The following is a 15839-nucleotide window of genomic DNA, read 5'->3' on the forward strand; positions in this document are numbered from 1 at the left end:
ATGCTGGAGACGATTCGTAAAAATGGCGTGACGCTGGCGATCTTTGCCGCGATCACTACTGCGGCGACCGCAGTGGTTAATACCGTGACCAAACCCACGGTGGAACATCAGACTCAGCTACAGCAGAAAAACCTGCTTGACCAGGTGGTGCCGACCTCGCTCTACGACAACAACATCCAGCAGGATTGTTACGTTGTCACGGACCCGGCGTTAGGCAATGCCGCGCCCCACCATCTTTATCTGGCGCGTAACAACGGTCAGCCAGTGGCGGCCGCGCTGGAAACGACCGCGCCGGATGGCTATTCCGGTGCCATTCAGATGCTGGTCGGGGCCGATTTTCACGGTAAAGTGCTGGGTGTGCGGGTGGTGGAACATCATGAAACGCCGGGTCTGGGCGATAAAATCGAGTTGCGTATTTCGGACTGGATCAACAGCTTTAACGGCAAAGTGGTTCAGGGTCCGACAGATAAAGCCTTTGCGGTGAAAAAGGATGGCGGTGAGTTCGACCAGTTTACCGGTGCCACCATTACCCCACGCGCGGTGGTCAACGCCACCAAACGCACCGCACTGTTAATAGCAACCCTTCCGGAGAAACTCTCTTCGTTACCGGCATGTGGAGACGCAAATGAGTGAAGCTAAAAGCCTGCTGGTCGGCGGGTTGTGGAAAAATAACTCCGCCCTGGTGCAGCTGCTGGGTCTCTGCCCGCTGCTGGCCGTGACCGCCACCGCCACCAACGCTCTGGGATTAGGTCTGGCGACCACCTTGGTGCTGACTCTGACCAACAGTTTTATCTCCGCCTCACGCCGCTGGGTGCCGTCGGAGATCCGCATCCCGATTTACGTGATGATCATCGCTTCGGTGGTGAGCTGTGTGCAGATGCTGATTAACGCCTACGCCTATGGTCTGTATCAGTCGCTGGGCATCTTCATCCCGCTGATTGTGACTAACTGCATCGTGGTTGGCCGGGCCGAGGCGGTCGCCTCGAAAAGCAGCATCCCGCTGGCGGCGCTGGATGGTTTCGCCATCGGTATGGGTGCTACCTGCGCCATGGTGGTGCTGGGATCAATGCGTGAAATCATCGGCAGCGGCACGCTGTTTAACGGTGCCGATCAGCTGCTGGGGCCGTGGGCTAAATCGTTGCGGATTGAGGTGGTGCATTTTGACTCGCCGATGCTGCTGGCGATGCTGCCGCCCGGAGCCTTTATCGGTCTCGGCATGATGCTGGCGGGTAAATATCTGATCGACCAGAAAATGAAACAACGGGCTGCACAGCGCGCAGAAGCCGCTGCCTCTGCCGCTCCACAGGGCGCGACCGGGAAAGCGGTGTGAACCAGACCAAACGTAATGAGATCCTCCGTCGGCTGCAGCAGAATAATCCGCATCCGACCACCGAGCTAAACTTCAGCTCGCCGTTTGAGCTGCTGATTGCGGTTCTGCTGTCGGCGCAGGCCACTGACGTCAGCGTTAACAAAGCCACCGCCCGGCTCTATCCGGTGGCGAATACCCCGGCCGCGATGCTGGCGCTGGGCGTTGAGGGCGTTAAGGAGTACATCAAAACTATCGGGCTGTTTAACAGCAAAGCGGAAAATGTGATTAAGACCTGCCGCATCCTGCTGGAACAGCATAACGGCGAGGTGCCGGAAGATCGTGCGGCGCTGGAAGCACTGCCCGGCGTGGGCCGTAAAACCGCCAATGTGGTGCTGAACACCGCGTTTGGCTGGCCGACTATCGCGGTCGATACCCATATCTTCCGCGTCTGCAATCGCACCCACTTTGCGCCGGGTAAAAATGTCGAGCAGGTGGAGCAGAAACTGCTGAAGGTGGTGCCGGCGGCCTATAAAGTTGATTGCCACCACTGGCTGATCCTGCATGGCCGCTATACCTGCGTGGCGCGAAAACCGCGCTGTGGTGCCTGTCTGATTGAAGACCTGTGTGAGTATCCCGATAAGGTTGATTAATTTTCATTCTGACCCGCTACGGCGGGTCTTTTTATTTAGCGCCCCACCTGCCAGCGCCAATGACGACAGTTAAACATCGTTGCTGCCCCATGATTTCCCCTTTTTTCCGGGGTAAATATCGCCCCGAAGATACCTGCACAATTTGTCGGGTTGTTACATTGATGTTGATGATGGAAAATCGCCGACCCCGACGATAAGAAAAAGTTATGACACGGTGCGTAAAGTAATGAGCAAAAGCCCTTCCAGCGGGAGGCAGGCGATGCGCCTGTTTCTGGCCCGATTCTGGCCCCATCCGCTGGCGGTGAGTAAAAAGCATGTGATGATCGCCAGCCTCGGTGCCGGTATCGGATTGATCCTGACCAGTCTGCTGAGTCACTGGGTGCTGGGCGAGCTGAACCTGTGGTTTGTCGCGCCGGTGGGTGCATCGGCGGTATTGCTGTTTGGCGTACCGGCCAGTCCGCTGGCGCAGCCGTGGGCAATCGTCGGCGGCAATACGCTGTCGGCGCTGGCTGGCGTGACGATCGGTCAGCTGATCCCCAATCCGGCGATTGCCTGTGGCGTCGCCGCCTGCATGGCGATCCTGCTGATGTTTCAGCTACGCTGCCTGCATCCGCCGGGCGGCGCTGTCGCCCTGACCGCCATTCTGGGCGGACCCACAGTGAATCAACTCGGCTATCATTTTGTCCTGACGCCGGTGCTGCTCAACTCCCTGACCCTGGCGCTGCTGGCTATCCTGTTCAACAACCTTGCCGGGCGGCGCTATCCCCATCCGCTGGCACCGGAAGAGGTGAAACCGTCTCCGGTTGAGATACCGGTGCCGCTGACGCGCGCGGATCTGCATCAGGCGCTGGAAGGCGGCGAACTGCTGGATATCGACGAGGACGATCTGCAGGCGCTGTTGCAGCGTGCCGAACAGATTGCCCAGCGTCGTCAGACCGCCAAAGCGTGAGGCGCCGCGGCCGGTAATGCTGACGGCCAGACCCTGAATATGATCCGACCCACAGTTTTGCTCAGCCAAAGCGAAGCGCCGGTCCAATAACATATTGATAACAATGATGCCCAGGCCGGACGCCCAGTGTCCCCTGGGCGATTGCCCATAGAGCCCGCCTTTTCAGCGCCCTACACTTTGCTCTTCTCTACGCAGCCGCGAGGAAGACCGATGGATAGCGCCCTGTCACCGCATCACGATGAGCTGATCGCCTCCGCCATCAAAAAGTTTTTTACCCGCATCATTCCGATGCTGGCCGTTATGCTGATCATTAACCAGATTGACCGTGCCAACATTGGCTTTATCAAGGCAGAGCTTCACACCGACGCCGGGATCAGCGCGGCCGCCTTCGGCCTAGGTGCCGGGCTATTTTTTATCGGTTACGCGCTGTTTGAGGTGCCGAGTAACCTGATGATGAAGCGTTATGGTGCCCGGGTCTGGCTGACCCGCATCATGATCACCTGGGGTATGGTGGTGGTGCTGACCGGCTTTATCACTTCTCCGCTGCATTTCTACCTGTTGCGCTTTTTACTGGGCGTTGCCGAAGCGGGCTTTTTCCCTGGCGTGCTGTTCTATTTTCGCCAGTGGGTGCCCAATGCCTGGCGCGGCCGGGCCACTGCGATGGTATTGAGCGCAACCGCCGGGGCATTTCTGTTTTCCGGCCCGATCACCGGCGCGATCCTGATGCTGCATGATTTTCTCGGTATCGCCGGCTGGAAATGGGTGATGTTCCTCGAAGGTGGTGCCTCGGTGCTGGTGGGGATCGTGGCCGCCTGGGTGCTGGTTTCGCGGCCCGCCGATGCCCGCTGGCTGAGCGAGCCGGAAAAGCAGGCGCTGGCACAGCAGCTGCACAATGAAGAAGCCCATCGCGATCGGCTTAACCAGCAGCCGGGCCGGATGTCACTGCTGCGTAACCGTAGCCTGCTGTTCTTCTGCGCCATTTTCTTCACCATGACCATGACCGGCTACACGCTGGTGTTCTGGCTACCGCAAATTATTCAGCGTATTCAGGGCTTCAGCAGCTTTGGCATCGGCATTCTGACCGCCGTTCCCTGGCTGTGCGCGATTGTCGCCATCAATCTGCTGAGCCGTTTTTCAGACCGCCATCGCGATAAGCTGGATAAAGCGCTGGGTGTCGCGATGCTGGTGGCCGCCTGCGGTACCTTTATGGCGACGCTGGGATCGCCGTGGTTTGGTTTTCTGGCGATGATCGTCGCCTGCATCGGCTCGAAAGTCAGCGCCACCTTCTTCTGGCCCATGCCACAGGGTGAACTGCCCGCATCGATTGTCGCCCCGGGAATTGCGCTGGTGAACTCCATCGGCAATCTTGGCGGTTTTTTCGCGCCGACGGTGTTCGGCTATCTGGAAATGAAGACCGGCTCGACCACCGGCGGCCTGTATGCACTGACCAGCGTGTCGCTGCTGACCGGTCTGTGGCTGCTGCTGCGCCGTAAACCCACCCCGTCTTCCCTTGTACCTATGGAGAATCAACATGTCAGCCAGTCCAGTCATTAAAACTATGCGGGTGGTGCCGGTCGCCGGCTATGACAGCATGCTGCTGAATATTGGCGGCGCGCATAACTGCTATTTCACCCGCATTCTGGTGATTATGACCGACTCCGCCGGCCGCACCGGCGTCGGCGAAAGCCCCTGCCACGCCTCGACGCTGGCGCTGCTGGAGCGCTTCCGGCCACAGATTGAGGGCAGCGATCTGCTGCGGCTCAACGCAACGATTTCGACGCTGTTTGCCAGCGATGCGCGACACCAGCAGAGCGCACATACCAATGACATTCACATTCCGCAGATGAACCCGGAGAAATTCTACAATGCCGCTGCGGCGATTGAAGCGGCGCTGCTTGACCTGCTGGGACAGCATCTCGATTTGCCGATCGCCGAGCTGCTGGCCAGCGGCAAACAGCGCGATCGGGTGCCGGTGCTGGGCTACCTGTTTTATATTGCCGACCGTAAACTGACCACCATGAATTATCAGGCGGGTCCGGCTGGTAGCGATGGCTGGCTGCAACTGCGCCATGAAAAAGCGATGGATGCTGCTGCCGTGGTGCGACTGGCAGAGGCTGCGACGGATCGTTACGGTTTCCGTGATTTCAAGCTTAAGGGCGGCGTGCACCACGCAGAGGTGGAAGTTGAAACCGTTAATGCCCTGCTGGCACGCTTTCCCGATGCGCGAGTCACGGTGGACCCCAACGCCAGCTGGTCACTGGATGACGCGATTTATTATGGACGCCAGCTGGCGGGTCGCATTCCTTATCTGGAAGATCCCTGCGGCGCGGAGAACGGCTATTCCGGCCGCGAGACGCTGGCAGAATTTAAGCGCGCCACCGGCATTCCGGTCGCCACCAACATGATTGCCAATGACTGGCGTCAGTTGCAGCATGCCTTACAGCTTAATGCCATCGATATTCCGCTGGCCGATCCGCACTTCTGGACGATGCGGAATGCGCATACCGTGGCGCAGCTGTGCCACGAATGGGGCCTGACCACCGGCTGTCACTCGAATAACCATTTTGATGTGTCGCTGGCGATGGTGGCGCACCTGGGAGCGGCTGCGCCTGGCGATCGGCTGACCGCCTTCGATACGCATTGGATCTGGCAGGATGGACAGCAGCTGACGCAGCAGGCACCCCAGATTCGCGACGGCTATCTGGAACTGCCTGAGGGGCCAGGACTGGGTATTACGTTAGATATGTCGAAGGTTGAAGCGGCACATGCTCTCTACAATGCACTGCCGGATAAGAACCGTAACGATGCAATCGGCATGCAGTTCCTGATTAATAACTGGCGCTTTGATGCCAGACGCCCGGCGCTGTTACGCGATTAATCGCGCAGCCGGTGACACTGTCACCGGCTGCTGGCGGTCAGCGCTGCGCCAGCGCGGCCTGCATCCAGGCGACCACCAGCGGTGAGGTCTTCTGTTGCAGCGCGGCCCGCTCTGACTGAAACAGCGTGGCGACAAAAAACGGGTGATCGTCCAGCTCAACACCGCGTACATCACCGTCTGAGTCCCAGGCGGTGATAGTCAGCGTCCTGTCGGCCAGCGCTGCGCTGAAGTCCGGGTTAACGCCAAAGTTACAATGGTAACCCTCATCGCTGTTCAGCGTGCCGTAGGCCCTGGCAATACGCGAACCGGCGGCAAAGCTGACCGCGCCGCGCTGCTCCACCAGCGAACAGCTCAGTGGCGCTATCACCATCCGTCCGCTCTGGTCGGTCTCCGCATGTGCCGCATCCTGCCAGTCGAGCACGTTGCGGGCATACTCAATCACCGCATACTGAAACCCGCCGCAGGAGCCGAGAAAAGGTTTGCCCTGTTCCCGCGCCATACGGATGGTGGCAAACACGCCGGCATCATGGTGATAAGGGCTGCCTGGCACCACCCAGATCGCCTCACGCTGTTGCAGCCGGCTGAGATCGCCCAGTTGTTCAGTGGCAATCCACTCTGCGTCAACGGTGATATTCAGCTCAGCGGCGGCACGTTCTATTGCCAGCGGAATCGCCTGATGGGCGACGGCGTCAGCACGGTAATCGCCGACCAGAGATAAACGTAAAGGGGAAGACATAAACCATCCTCATGAGGGAAAGAATGAGGTTACAGGAATGTTAATTTGCTGTCGAGCGAGGCCGGACGCGCCGTGAATTTGTGCCCTCTGCACCCTACCGAACCGGGCATCTGATTCCGGACTGTCAGACCGCGCAGGCAATTTTTATGCTTCGATTGTCGTCTGCTGCCGTTTTTTGCTGCGCAGATTTTCAGCACGCAAACGGTTTCTTCTTTTTCTTCCTGAATTAAATCATCTATTTGTGCGCAGGATCGTCATTTGTTCACTTTTAGTGCAAAGCGGCCAGATAAATGATGGATATTTCGCCGCTTCGCCTGGAATATAGTCGCTGACTGACGAATAGTGCTGGATAGTTATTATTCAACAAACTATTAATCTGCATAATCCTCTATTAGCAGTTAATATCAATATTATCCAGCCACTGGCTCGCATCCACAGCATTTATACTGCTATAATCGACACTTGCCATATTTAAATCCGATTAACAGTTTGTTATAAGTTTTTTAACCCGACAATATCAGGCTAAACCAGTGGTCAGAAAATTCTTGCCCTGTCGCGCTTAATCAGCCAAATTAGTCGCCGCTTTTCCCTTCTAATAACAATCTTGCGCATGGACAACTCACATGACGCGGACTTAATTCCTGTCCCGAAACAGGGTGTGATAAAACTGAGGTACATGTGTCAACTGCAAACAAACACACTGATGAGACAGTCAGTCTCAATGCGTTTAAACAGCCAAAGGCGTTCTACTTAATCTTCTCGATTGAGCTGTGGGAACGTTTTGGTTTCTATGGCCTGCAGGCCATCATGGCGGTTTACCTGGTGAAACAGCTGGGGATGTCCGAATCAGACTCCATCACGCTGTTCTCCTCGTTCAGCGCACTGGTCTACGGACTGGTGGCGATTGGTGGCTGGCTCGGCGATAAGGTGCTGGGTACCAAACGCGTGATTGTGCTGGGCGTGCTGGTGCTGGCGCTGGGTTATGCGCTGGTGGCCTTCTCCGGTCACAACGTCAGCATTGTCTATATCGGTATGGCGACCATCGCCGTCGGTAGCGGCCTGTTTAAAGCGAACCCGTCTTCGCTGCTGTCAACCTGCTACGACAAAGATGACCCGCGTATCGACGGTGCTTTCACCATGTTCTATATGTCGATCAACATCGGCTCGCTGTTCTCGATGATGCTGACCCCGTGGTTAGCCGAGAAATATGGCTACAACGTGGCGTTCTCGCTGTCGGTCATTGGTCTGGTGATCACCCTGTTCAACTTCCTGTTCTGCAAGCGCATGGTCAAAGATTACGGTTCTAAACCGGACTTCGCCCCGCTGCAAATCGGTAAGCTGCTGATGACGCTGGTAGGCGTTGTGGTGCTGGTGGCACTGGCTAACTGGATGCTGCATCACCAGTCTATCGCCCGTCTGGTGCTGGCGGTGATTGCGCTGGGTATCGTGCTGGTGTTTGCCAAAGAGGCCTTTGCCCTGCAGGGTGCCGCGCGTCGTAAGATGATTGTCGCCTTCCTGCTGATGGTCGAAGCGATTCTGTTCTTTGTGCTCTACATGCAGATGCCGACTTCGCTGAACTTCTTTGCCATCCGCAACGTTGAGCACAGCATTCTTGGCATCACCTTTGCGCCGGAACAGTTCCAGGCGCTGAACCCGTTCTGGATTATGCTGGCCAGTCCGCTGCTGGCGGCGCTCTACAACAAGCTGGGCGATAAACTGCCGATGCCGCATAAGTTTGCTTTCGGCATGGTGCTCTGCTCAGGTGCGTTTCTGGTGCTGCCGGTGGGCGCGAAGTTTGCCAGCGATGCGGGTATCGTCTCGGTTAACTGGCTGATTCTGAGCTATGCGCTGCAGAGTATCGGTGAGCTGATGATCTCCGGTCTCGGCCTGGCGATGGTCGCACAGCTGGTGCCACAGCGTCTGATGGGCTTTATCATGGGCTCATGGTTCCTGACCACCGCAGGCGCGGCAGTGATTGCCGGTAAAGTGGCTAACCTGATGGCAGTGCCGGAAAACGTGACCGATCCGCTGATTTCGCTGGCCACCTATAGCCGCGTGTTCCAGCAGATTGGTATCGTGACCGCGGTCATTGCCCTGCTGATGCTGATTACAGCGCCGTTGCTTAACCGGATGACCCAGGATAACGACGCAAAAACCAAAGAGGTCGAGGCGTAAACCGTCTGACCCTTTACCCGCCGGGCACTGCCCGGCTTTTTTTTATTCCTCTCCCAGTCGCCCTCTCTCCGTTCCCTGATCGTCGTCACTGGCAATTCCGGGCCAGGCCCTTATGATGCAATGATCCCATCGCATCAAGGAGGCTGGTCATGAAACTGTTTTGCAAAGCGGGTGCCTGTTCTCTCTCACCCCACATTGTCATGCGCGAATGCGGGCTCGACTTCACGCAGGTGAATGTTGATCTGGCAAAAAAAATCACGGAACGTGGCGACGATTATTGGCAAATCAATCCCAAAGGACAGGTACCGGCGCTGCAGCTCAGCGACGGCACGGTACTGACCGAAGGCGTGGCGATTGTGCAGTATCTGGCGGACCTCAAGCCTGACCGCCATCTGCTGGCTCCGGTCGGCAGCCTGACGCGCTATCACACCGTGGAATGGCTGAGCTACATCAGCAGCGAACTGCACAAAAGTTTTACCCCGCTGTTTCGTCCGGATAGCACGGAAGAGGAAAAAAGCCGGGCGCGGACCCTGCTGACGGCTAAGTTCCGCTTTGTGGATGAGGCGCTGCGTGACAAGCAGTGGCTGATGGGGCTGCGCTTTAGCGTGGCCGATGCCTATCTGTATGTGGTGACGCGCTGGGCCAGAGCGCTCAGGCTCGATTTATCGGCCTGTACGGCGCTGGAGAGCTGGTTCAGTCGGGTGACGGCGCGGCCAGCGGTGCAGGCGGCGTTAACGGCGGAAGGCTTACACTGAGTCTGGTGCTACCTCAGCAAAAAATGAGCCGCTACGTGAACAGGGCCGATGATCCGGCCCTGCTCTGTTTTACAGCTTTTCAGCCGCGAAGTGCTGGGTCGGCGCGGCAATCGCATCCTGCGCGGCCACCAGTTGCAGTTCATACTCGCCCATCTGATGGGTTTTCAGCATCACTTCATACACTGCCGCCGTCACGTGCTCCAGCGCATCCTGTAAGCTTTTGCCGTGCAGCAGATTCACCAGCAGCAGGCCGCTGGTCAGATCGCCCACGCCAACCGGTTGCCGTACGCCGAAATCAACCAGCGGACGACTGATGTGCCAGGCATCTTCGGCGGTGACCAGCAGCATCTCAAAGCGATCGCTGCGACGGCCCGCCCGCGCCAGATGTTTTACCAGCACCACTTTTGGTCCCTGGGCGATCAGCGCCCGCGCGGCGTCTACCGCGGCATCAACGTCGGTAATGCTGCGCTCGCTCAGCATTTCCAGTTCCAGCAGATTCGGGGCGATGATATCGCTGGCCGGCATCGCCATTTTACAGTGAAACTCCGCCACGCCCGGCGCTACGATACAGCCCTTTTCAGGATGGCCCATCACCGGATCGCAGAAATACCAGGCGTCGGGATTAGCCGCTTTGACCTGGCGGACAATCTCTAAAATCTGTTCGCCCTGTTCCGCCGATCCCAGATAGCCGCTCAGCACCGCATCACAGGTCTTCAGGCGGTCGATGTCGGCGATACCTTTCACGATATCGGTCAGATGGGTGGCTGGCATCACCGTGCCGGTCCAGTGACCATATTGCGTATGGTTGGAAAACTGTACGGTGTTCAGCGGCCAGACGTTCGCGCCCATGCGGCGCATCGGAAACTCGGCCGCCGCGTTACCGGCATGACCAAAAACAACGTGCGACTGAATCGCTAAAATATTTTTCACTTGTTTGCCCTGTCCTGCCTTGCCATAAAAAAGGGCCGGAAACCGGCCCTGAAATCTTACTGCCAGTTAATCAGGCAGTAATGTTTCTTGCCGCGACGCAGCAGCGTGTAGCGATTAAACAGCTTATCGCTGTCGCTGAAGCGGTACTCCGCGTCCGACTGCTTCTCACCGTTGAGTGAGACGGCGTTTGAGCCGATCATGGTGCGAGCCTGACCGCGTGACGGCACCAGCTCCGCTTTTACCAGCGCCTGCTGCAGATCGTCCTCCGCGCTCAGGGTGATGGTCGGCATGCCATCCTGCGCCAGCTGTTCGAAATCGGCTTCGGTCATTTCGCTGATCGAACCGGAGAACAGGCTGGCGGTAATCCGTTTCGCGGCGGCCAGACCTTCCTCACCGTGCACCAGGCGGGTGACCTGCTCGGCCAGTACATACTGCGCACGTGGCGCGGTACCGCTGTTTTTGTCTTCTTCTTCCAGCGCATTGATCTCTTCAATGCTCATGAAGGTAAAGAACTTCAGGAACCGGTAAACATCGGCATCCGCGGTGTTGATCCAGAACTGGTAGAACTTATAAGGACTGGTTTTCTTCGCATCCAGCCAGACCGCGCCGCCTTCGGTTTTACCGAATTTAGTGCCGTCAGACTTGGTGATCAGCGGAACCGTCAGGCCAAACACCTGATTCTGATGCAGACGACGGGTCAGATCGATACCGGAGGTAATGTTGCCCCACTGATCGGAGCCGCCAATCTGCAGCGAGACGCCGTGACGCTCATTGAGGCAGGCGAAGTCGTAGCCCTGCAGCAGATTATAGGAAAACTCAGTGAAGGAGATGCCCTGATCGTCACGGTTCAGACGCTGCTTCACCGCTTCTTTATTGATCATCTGGTTCACTGAGAAGTGCTTACCAATATCACGCAGGAAGGTCAGCACATTCATGCTGCCAAACCAGTCATAGTTATTGGCGGCGATAGCGCTGTTGCTACCGCAATCGAAATCAAGGAATGGCGCCACCTGCTGGCGGATCTTTTCAACCCATTCGTTGACGGTTTCGCTGGTATTGAGTTTACGCTCTGCTGCTTTAAAGCTGGGGTCGCCAATCAGGCCGGTAGCACCGCCAACCAGCGCGACCGGCTTGTGTCCGGCATCCTGAAAACGCTTCAGGCAGAGCAGCGGTACCAGATGGCCCAAATGCAAGCTGTCAGCAGTGGGATCAAAGCCGCAATAGAGCGAAATTGGCCCCTGCGCCAGTTTCTCTGTTAACGCGTCTTCATCCGTCACCTGGGCGATCAGGCCCCTCTCTTGCAATTGTTGTATCAGGTTACTGCTGGTCATCACTGACTCCAAATTGATCAGACTGCACCTATGCTGGTACACAGCTTTCCGCTGAGTTGCGGAATCGAAAAAAATGAGGGCTATAGCATAAAGCGCTGACGCCTTCTGTGCCAGCGCTGAAAGGCGGGAATCTTACCGATTCAGGGTGCCAGTCGGTCGATTTTCCAGCCGTCGTGATCGCGCTGATAGAGGAAACGATCGTGCAGGCGATGTTCGCCCCCCTGCCAGAACTCCACCGTATGAAATTTCACCCGGTAGCCGCCCCAGAAACTGGGCAGCGGGATCTCGCCCTGCTGGAACTTCTGCTTAAGCTCAAGGAACTTGCCTTCCAGTATGCCGCGCGCGGAGATGCGACTCGACTGCTTCGACACCCAGGCACCAATCTGGCTGTCACGCGGACGGCTGTGGAAGTACTTCAGCACCTCCAGCGGCGACAGCTTCTCGACCTCACCCAGCACCAGCACCTGACGCTCCAGAAAGTGCCACGGGAAATGCAGCGAAATACGCGGGTTGTGCGCCAGCTGCAAGGCCTTACGGCTGCCCAGATTGGTATAGAACACCATGCCCTGCGCATCAAAATGCTTCAGCAGAACGATGCGTTGCCACGGCTGCCCCTCTTCATCCACCGTCGCCACGGTCATCGCCGTCGGATCGGGCAGCTTCGCTTCGCAGGCCTGGCTCAGCCACTGTTCAAACAGCACGATAGGATCGTCCGGCAGATCCTTACGGCGCAGCCCGCCGCGGGTATATTCACGCCGCAGGTGGGCAATGGTGTGTAGCGTATCGCTGTCGCTCATAATGTTCGCTCATTCAGATAAACAGTCAGCTGGCGGGTTGCAGCTCACAATCATTAACGACAATTTTATCGTTACGTTCGATAAACGCGCCGTTTCCTTTGGACCAGAAGACATAGTTGCCGTCGCTGTAGCGGGCACCCGAGGCGGATACCGTCTGTTTTAGCGTCAGCGGCTGACCATCCATAATAAAGCTGACCTGCTGCTGTGCTTCATCAAGGGTGACGGTCAGCGGCAAGGTACCGCAGCGGTAGTGCAGGGTCTGGGGCGCCGGTGGCTGTTTATGCATCAGGCTACAGCCCGACAGCAGCAGCGCAGCGGCAACGGTTAATCCTTTCAACATAAGCGGGTCTCCTTCACGAGTGAAGCTGGCATTATAAGAAGGATTTGACGTGAAGTAAGTGGGAATCAACGCCAATCTGGCCGACAGCTGAGATTGAGGTGCTTTATTGCGGTTTATCAGCCGGTTGTCTGAATGCACGCGCGGCTTAATCAGGCTACGCTCTATAGATCTGAAGCGAGGGAGACAAAAATGAAATTTGATAACGAAGATGCGTTCAAACTGGCAGTCGCGTTTATGAACCACAAAGAGAACGCCACCATAGCCAGTAGCTACTTTAAAACCTTTATCGACACCTACCAGAAATTCGATCGCTGGCTGAGCGCCTCCGATCCGATCAATGCGATGAAAGCCGAGAAAGCGGCCGCCAAAGCCGGGGAAGACTCGCTCCTCTGATCGCCCCTGCCGATCGGCGCACCCAGTTGATCGGCACGGTTATCAGCCCTGTCCGACCCGGTAGCGGCTCACTCTGCCGGGTCATCAATCTCCGCGATCAGGCTGGCATCCTGATGATGAATATTCCCCACCGCCTGGCTCACCGGGTGCCAGGCAAACGCCTGCTCCGGTAACGCCGCCTGCTGCGCAATCTCAACCGTCCGTTCTGGCGTCGTCTCCGCACTTAGCCACTCAGTTACTGCGCTGGCTTCCAGCACCAGCGGCCGCCGATCGTGAATATCAACCATCCCCTTATCGCTGGCGGCAGTCACAATCACAAATCCCTCTTTGCCGTGCTCGCGGTCATAAGGCGCTTTGCCGATAGCGGCGAAGAACAGCGGTTGCTGGTGACGATGGTAGATAAACCACGGCTGCTTCTGCTTGCCCTGTTTTTTCCATTCGTACCAGCCATCGGCTGGCACGATAGCGCGACCCTGTGCCCACAACGGTTTAAACATCCGTCCCTGCGCCGCGGTTTCGCTGCGCGCATTGATCAACGGGGCCTTGTGCCACCAGTCGGGACCGTACCCCCACAGCACCGGATCAAGATGCAGCTGGTTATCGTGCTGGTTAAGCAACAGCACCCGGCTACCGGGCGCCACGTTGTAGCGGCCGATCGGTTGCGGATCGTAAATAATTTCATCTTCCGGAATCCCCAGCGCATCGAAATAGTCATTCCGGCTGCTGTACTGCGCAAATCGTCCACACATAAGCACCTCCATGGTTAAGCATAGCTGACGCCGACGGCACCACCTGGACGGCGGCAGTGAGATTAATTTTACTGGTCTGACCTTTTTACTGCGGATTATTTGCGTATCCTTTAACCAGGCGGACAAATAACCTGCCCGACTGCTTTCATTGGCAATAAATGCTATATCCGGCGCACAGGTGGACGATTATTCCCCTGCACGCGCCTTTCTGGCCAAAAATTAGCCAACGAAGCGCTACAGAGCCAGCAAAATTTATAAAGGCGTCTATGCTGTATACGTCTGGATTTACTTCAAGGAGATGAAAAAATGAAAATGAAATCCCTCTCGGCTGTCGCTTTGGTGGCCCTTTGTTTAGGCACCCTGGCGGGTTGCGCATCTAATCAATCGATTAAGACTACCGATGGCCGCACTATTGTTACCGATGGCAAGCCACAAATTGATGATGATACCGGACTGGTCTCATACCGCGATGCTCAGACCGGTAAAACCGAGCAAATCAATCGCAATGAAATTAGTAACATGAGTGAACTCGACAACTAATATAAGGTGAATACGATGAAAAAAGCGCTGATTTTACCTCTTGCTGCATTGATTGGTATGACCGTATTAACCGGTTGCACCCGTACCAGCTATGCTATTCATACCAATGATGGACGCACCATTATTAGTGATGGCAAACCTTCTGAGTCAGATGCCGGTCTGCTGGCTTATAAAGATGCCAACGGCGTTAAGCAGCAAATTAATAAAGCTGACGTTAAAGCTGTTTCTGAAGTGCCAAATAAATAATTACGGATATTCCGTTATAAAGCCGCCGCCTGGCGGCTTTATTTTTGCCTTTTTTTAGCTGAAACGTTAATCGCGGCCTGTGCTGCAGTGCGCCCTTAACACCGCTGCCCTTCAGCTGTGTCGGGCTGTCCGGTGCTACTGCCGCGCTTTATTCCGCCCCTTCGCTTATCTGAATTTCAGGCTCATCCAGCTTTTGTTACCGGTATTATGCGTACCCCGAGTGGCGTCAAAAATAGTAAGGCGTAACGTTTTAGCCAGATATCAGTAAGTTAACCGGATAGGAAAAAGTTCATTTTATTTGCTGATGACTTTAATAGCGTCTGCCTTAGGGGATTCCACTTTCGTTTAAGCTGCCTTTAACTAGAATAATTATTGTGTTATTTACATTTTCACTCAGGAGGTTACCCATGGTATTTCACGATAAATCAACCGGTCATATGATTCTTGGTGAAGCCGCCATTAACCTGGCGTTTGAACAACAGGATATTACGCTGGTATCACTGATTCGACAGTTGGGTGAGATGGCTGAAAATGAGAGTAACGACGATCGCGTGGCGCAAATTGCTGATGCGCGCAACTGGCTGAAAAGTTTTATCAATGCTTCAACCCGCGATCGGGCCGAGCTGAACTGGCTGGTGGTGACCGGACAGGAACCGGTTGAACTTAAAAACTATCGTTAATCCTTCCTCTCCGGCTGACATTTCTGCCGAGGGCACCTTCTCCGGTGCCCGTATCGCCCCGCTGCCCGCCTTTTATTACCGCGTCATGCTATTACCGCGTCATGCTGCTTCAGACGAGCCAGCTGAGAAGCGAATCCTGTGCTCTGCCGCGTGCAGGGCAACGGCAGGCTGACCTGTCCGGGCCAACTGTGGCGCTAGCCAGTTCGCCTATTCAGTCAGTGGCTCGCCGTTTTCGGTTACGCTCTGATGCGACGGATGTTGTGTCGCATGGGTTTCGAACCCGCCACGGGCGGCAAAAACGGAACAGCCGATAGCGGCCACCAGGGTCAGTAAGATTGAGGTTTTCACGAAACAGGCCTTAATTTTCTACGCAGGATAATG

At 56.2% G+C, this 15839-nt stretch carries 19 protein-coding genes; 12 read left to right on the top strand and 7 right to left on the bottom strand.

Features of this window, described 5'->3' with window-relative positions; translation table 11 throughout:
• From rsxG to ACLIBF_RS11785, 6 genes are all read left to right on the top strand, one after another.
• Nucleotides 1-633, top strand: coding sequence for an electron transport complex subunit RsxG (rsxG, locus tag ACLIBF_RS11760; protein ID WP_031377350.1), 633 nt, complete (start codon nt 1-3; stop codon nt 631-633).
• Nucleotides 626-1330 carry an electron transport complex subunit E gene (locus ACLIBF_RS11765; protein WP_046288345.1) on the top strand — a complete coding sequence of 235 codons (705 nt, stop codon included), beginning with the start codon at nt 626-628 and terminating at the stop codon, nt 1328-1330. Before rsxG ends, ACLIBF_RS11765 begins: the two co-directional genes overlap by 8 nt.
• Nucleotides 1327-1959 carry an endonuclease III gene (gene nth, locus ACLIBF_RS11770; RefSeq protein WP_031377352.1) on the top strand — a complete coding sequence of 211 codons (633 nt, stop codon included), beginning with the start codon at nt 1327-1329 and terminating at the stop codon, nt 1957-1959. Before ACLIBF_RS11765 ends, nth begins: the two co-directional genes overlap by 4 nt.
• Before the next feature lie 226 nt (nt 1960-2185).
• Nucleotides 2186-2908 carry an HPP family protein gene (locus tag ACLIBF_RS11775; protein ID WP_031377353.1) on the top strand — a complete coding sequence of 241 codons (723 nt, stop codon included), beginning with the start codon at nt 2186-2188 and terminating at the stop codon, nt 2906-2908.
• A gap of 210 nt (nt 2909-3118) precedes the next feature.
• A complete protein-coding gene (locus ACLIBF_RS11780; RefSeq protein ID WP_279810275.1) occupies nt 3119-4462 on the top strand; it encodes an MFS transporter in 1344 nt (447 codons plus the stop codon).
• Nucleotides 4440-5786 (top strand): enolase C-terminal domain-like protein, encoded by a 1347-nt coding sequence (locus ACLIBF_RS11785; RefSeq protein WP_279810274.1) that lies wholly within the window; start codon nt 4440-4442, stop codon nt 5784-5786. The genes ACLIBF_RS11780 and ACLIBF_RS11785 overlap by 23 nt, the downstream gene beginning before the upstream one ends.
• A 37-nt stretch (nt 5787-5823) precedes the next feature.
• On the opposite strand, the gene ACLIBF_RS11790 is transcribed toward ACLIBF_RS11785, so the two are convergent.
• Nucleotides 5824-6522 carry a CTP synthase C-terminal region-related (seleno)protein gene (locus ACLIBF_RS11790; RefSeq protein ID WP_279810273.1) on the bottom strand — a complete coding sequence of 233 codons (699 nt, stop codon included), beginning with the start codon at nt 6520-6522 and terminating at the stop codon, nt 5824-5826.
• A gap of 678 nt (nt 6523-7200) precedes the next feature.
• Between ACLIBF_RS11790 and dtpA the strand changes: the two genes are divergently transcribed.
• A complete protein-coding gene (gene dtpA / locus ACLIBF_RS11795) occupies nt 7201-8697 on the top strand; it encodes a dipeptide/tripeptide permease DtpA (protein WP_031377355.1) in 1497 nt (498 codons plus the stop codon).
• 149 nt (nt 8698-8846) lie between these two features.
• Nucleotides 8847-9452 (top strand): glutathione transferase GstA, encoded by a 606-nt coding sequence (gstA, locus tag ACLIBF_RS11800; RefSeq protein WP_031377356.1) that lies wholly within the window; start codon nt 8847-8849, stop codon nt 9450-9452.
• Nucleotides 9453-9521: 69 nt separating this feature from the next.
• Here the strand turns inward: gstA and pdxY are convergent, their stop codons facing one another.
• The 4 genes from pdxY to ACLIBF_RS11820 all read right to left on the bottom strand — a co-directional run bounded on the left by pdxY (nt 9522) and on the right by ACLIBF_RS11820 (nt 12850).
• On the bottom strand, nt 9522-10382 hold the full coding sequence (gene pdxY, locus ACLIBF_RS11805) for a pyridoxal kinase PdxY (protein WP_031377357.1): 861 nt from the start codon (nt 10380-10382) through the stop codon (nt 9522-9524).
• Between the two features lie 56 nt (nt 10383-10438).
• Nucleotides 10439-11713 carry a tyrosine--tRNA ligase gene (gene tyrS / locus ACLIBF_RS11810; RefSeq protein WP_031377358.1) on the bottom strand — a complete coding sequence of 425 codons (1275 nt, stop codon included), beginning with the start codon at nt 11711-11713 and terminating at the stop codon, nt 10439-10441.
• A gap of 140 nt (nt 11714-11853) precedes the next feature.
• A complete protein-coding gene (pdxH, locus tag ACLIBF_RS11815) occupies nt 11854-12510 on the bottom strand; it encodes a pyridoxamine 5'-phosphate oxidase (RefSeq protein ID WP_069728248.1) in 657 nt (218 codons plus the stop codon).
• A 25-nt stretch (nt 12511-12535) separates the two neighbouring features.
• Nucleotides 12536-12850 carry an MliC family protein gene (locus ACLIBF_RS11820; RefSeq protein WP_031377360.1) on the bottom strand — a complete coding sequence of 105 codons (315 nt, stop codon included), beginning with the start codon at nt 12848-12850 and terminating at the stop codon, nt 12536-12538.
• A gap of 189 nt (nt 12851-13039) precedes the next feature.
• Between ACLIBF_RS11820 and ACLIBF_RS11825 the strand changes: the two genes are divergently transcribed.
• Complete coding sequence (locus ACLIBF_RS11825; protein WP_031377361.1) at nt 13040-13243, top strand: hypothetical protein; 204 nt, start codon at nt 13040-13042, stop codon at nt 13241-13243.
• Nucleotides 13244-13311: 68 nt separating this feature from the next.
• Here the strand turns inward: ACLIBF_RS11825 and ACLIBF_RS11830 are convergent, their stop codons facing one another.
• Nucleotides 13312-13992 (bottom strand): SOS response-associated peptidase family protein, encoded by a 681-nt coding sequence (locus ACLIBF_RS11830; RefSeq protein ID WP_279810271.1) that lies wholly within the window; start codon nt 13990-13992, stop codon nt 13312-13314.
• Between the two features lie 306 nt (nt 13993-14298).
• Between ACLIBF_RS11830 and ACLIBF_RS11835 the strand changes: the two genes are divergently transcribed.
• The 3 genes from ACLIBF_RS11835 to ACLIBF_RS11845 all read left to right on the top strand — a co-directional run bounded on the left by ACLIBF_RS11835 (nt 14299) and on the right by ACLIBF_RS11845 (nt 15458).
• Nucleotides 14299-14532, top strand: coding sequence for a YgdI/YgdR family lipoprotein (locus ACLIBF_RS11835; protein ID WP_031377363.1), 234 nt, complete (start codon nt 14299-14301; stop codon nt 14530-14532).
• Nucleotides 14533-14547: 15 nt separating this feature from the next.
• The gene (locus tag ACLIBF_RS11840) at nt 14548-14778 is read left to right on the top strand and encodes a YgdI/YgdR family lipoprotein (protein ID WP_031377364.1); all 231 of its coding nucleotides are present in this window, start codon (nt 14548-14550) and stop codon (nt 14776-14778) included.
• Nucleotides 14779-15185: 407 nt separating this feature from the next.
• Nucleotides 15186-15458: a hypothetical protein gene (locus tag ACLIBF_RS11845; protein ID WP_069728247.1), complete on the top strand. Its 273-nt coding sequence runs from the start codon at nt 15186-15188 to the stop codon at nt 15456-15458.
• A gap of 207 nt (nt 15459-15665) precedes the next feature.
• On the opposite strand, the gene ACLIBF_RS11850 is transcribed toward ACLIBF_RS11845, so the two are convergent.
• Nucleotides 15666-15806, bottom strand: coding sequence for a hypothetical protein (locus ACLIBF_RS11850; RefSeq protein ID WP_227021914.1), 141 nt, complete (start codon nt 15804-15806; stop codon nt 15666-15668).
• Nucleotides 15807-15839 lie beyond the last annotated feature (33 nt).

This window comes from Pantoea sp. PGP6, assembly GCF_053474785.1.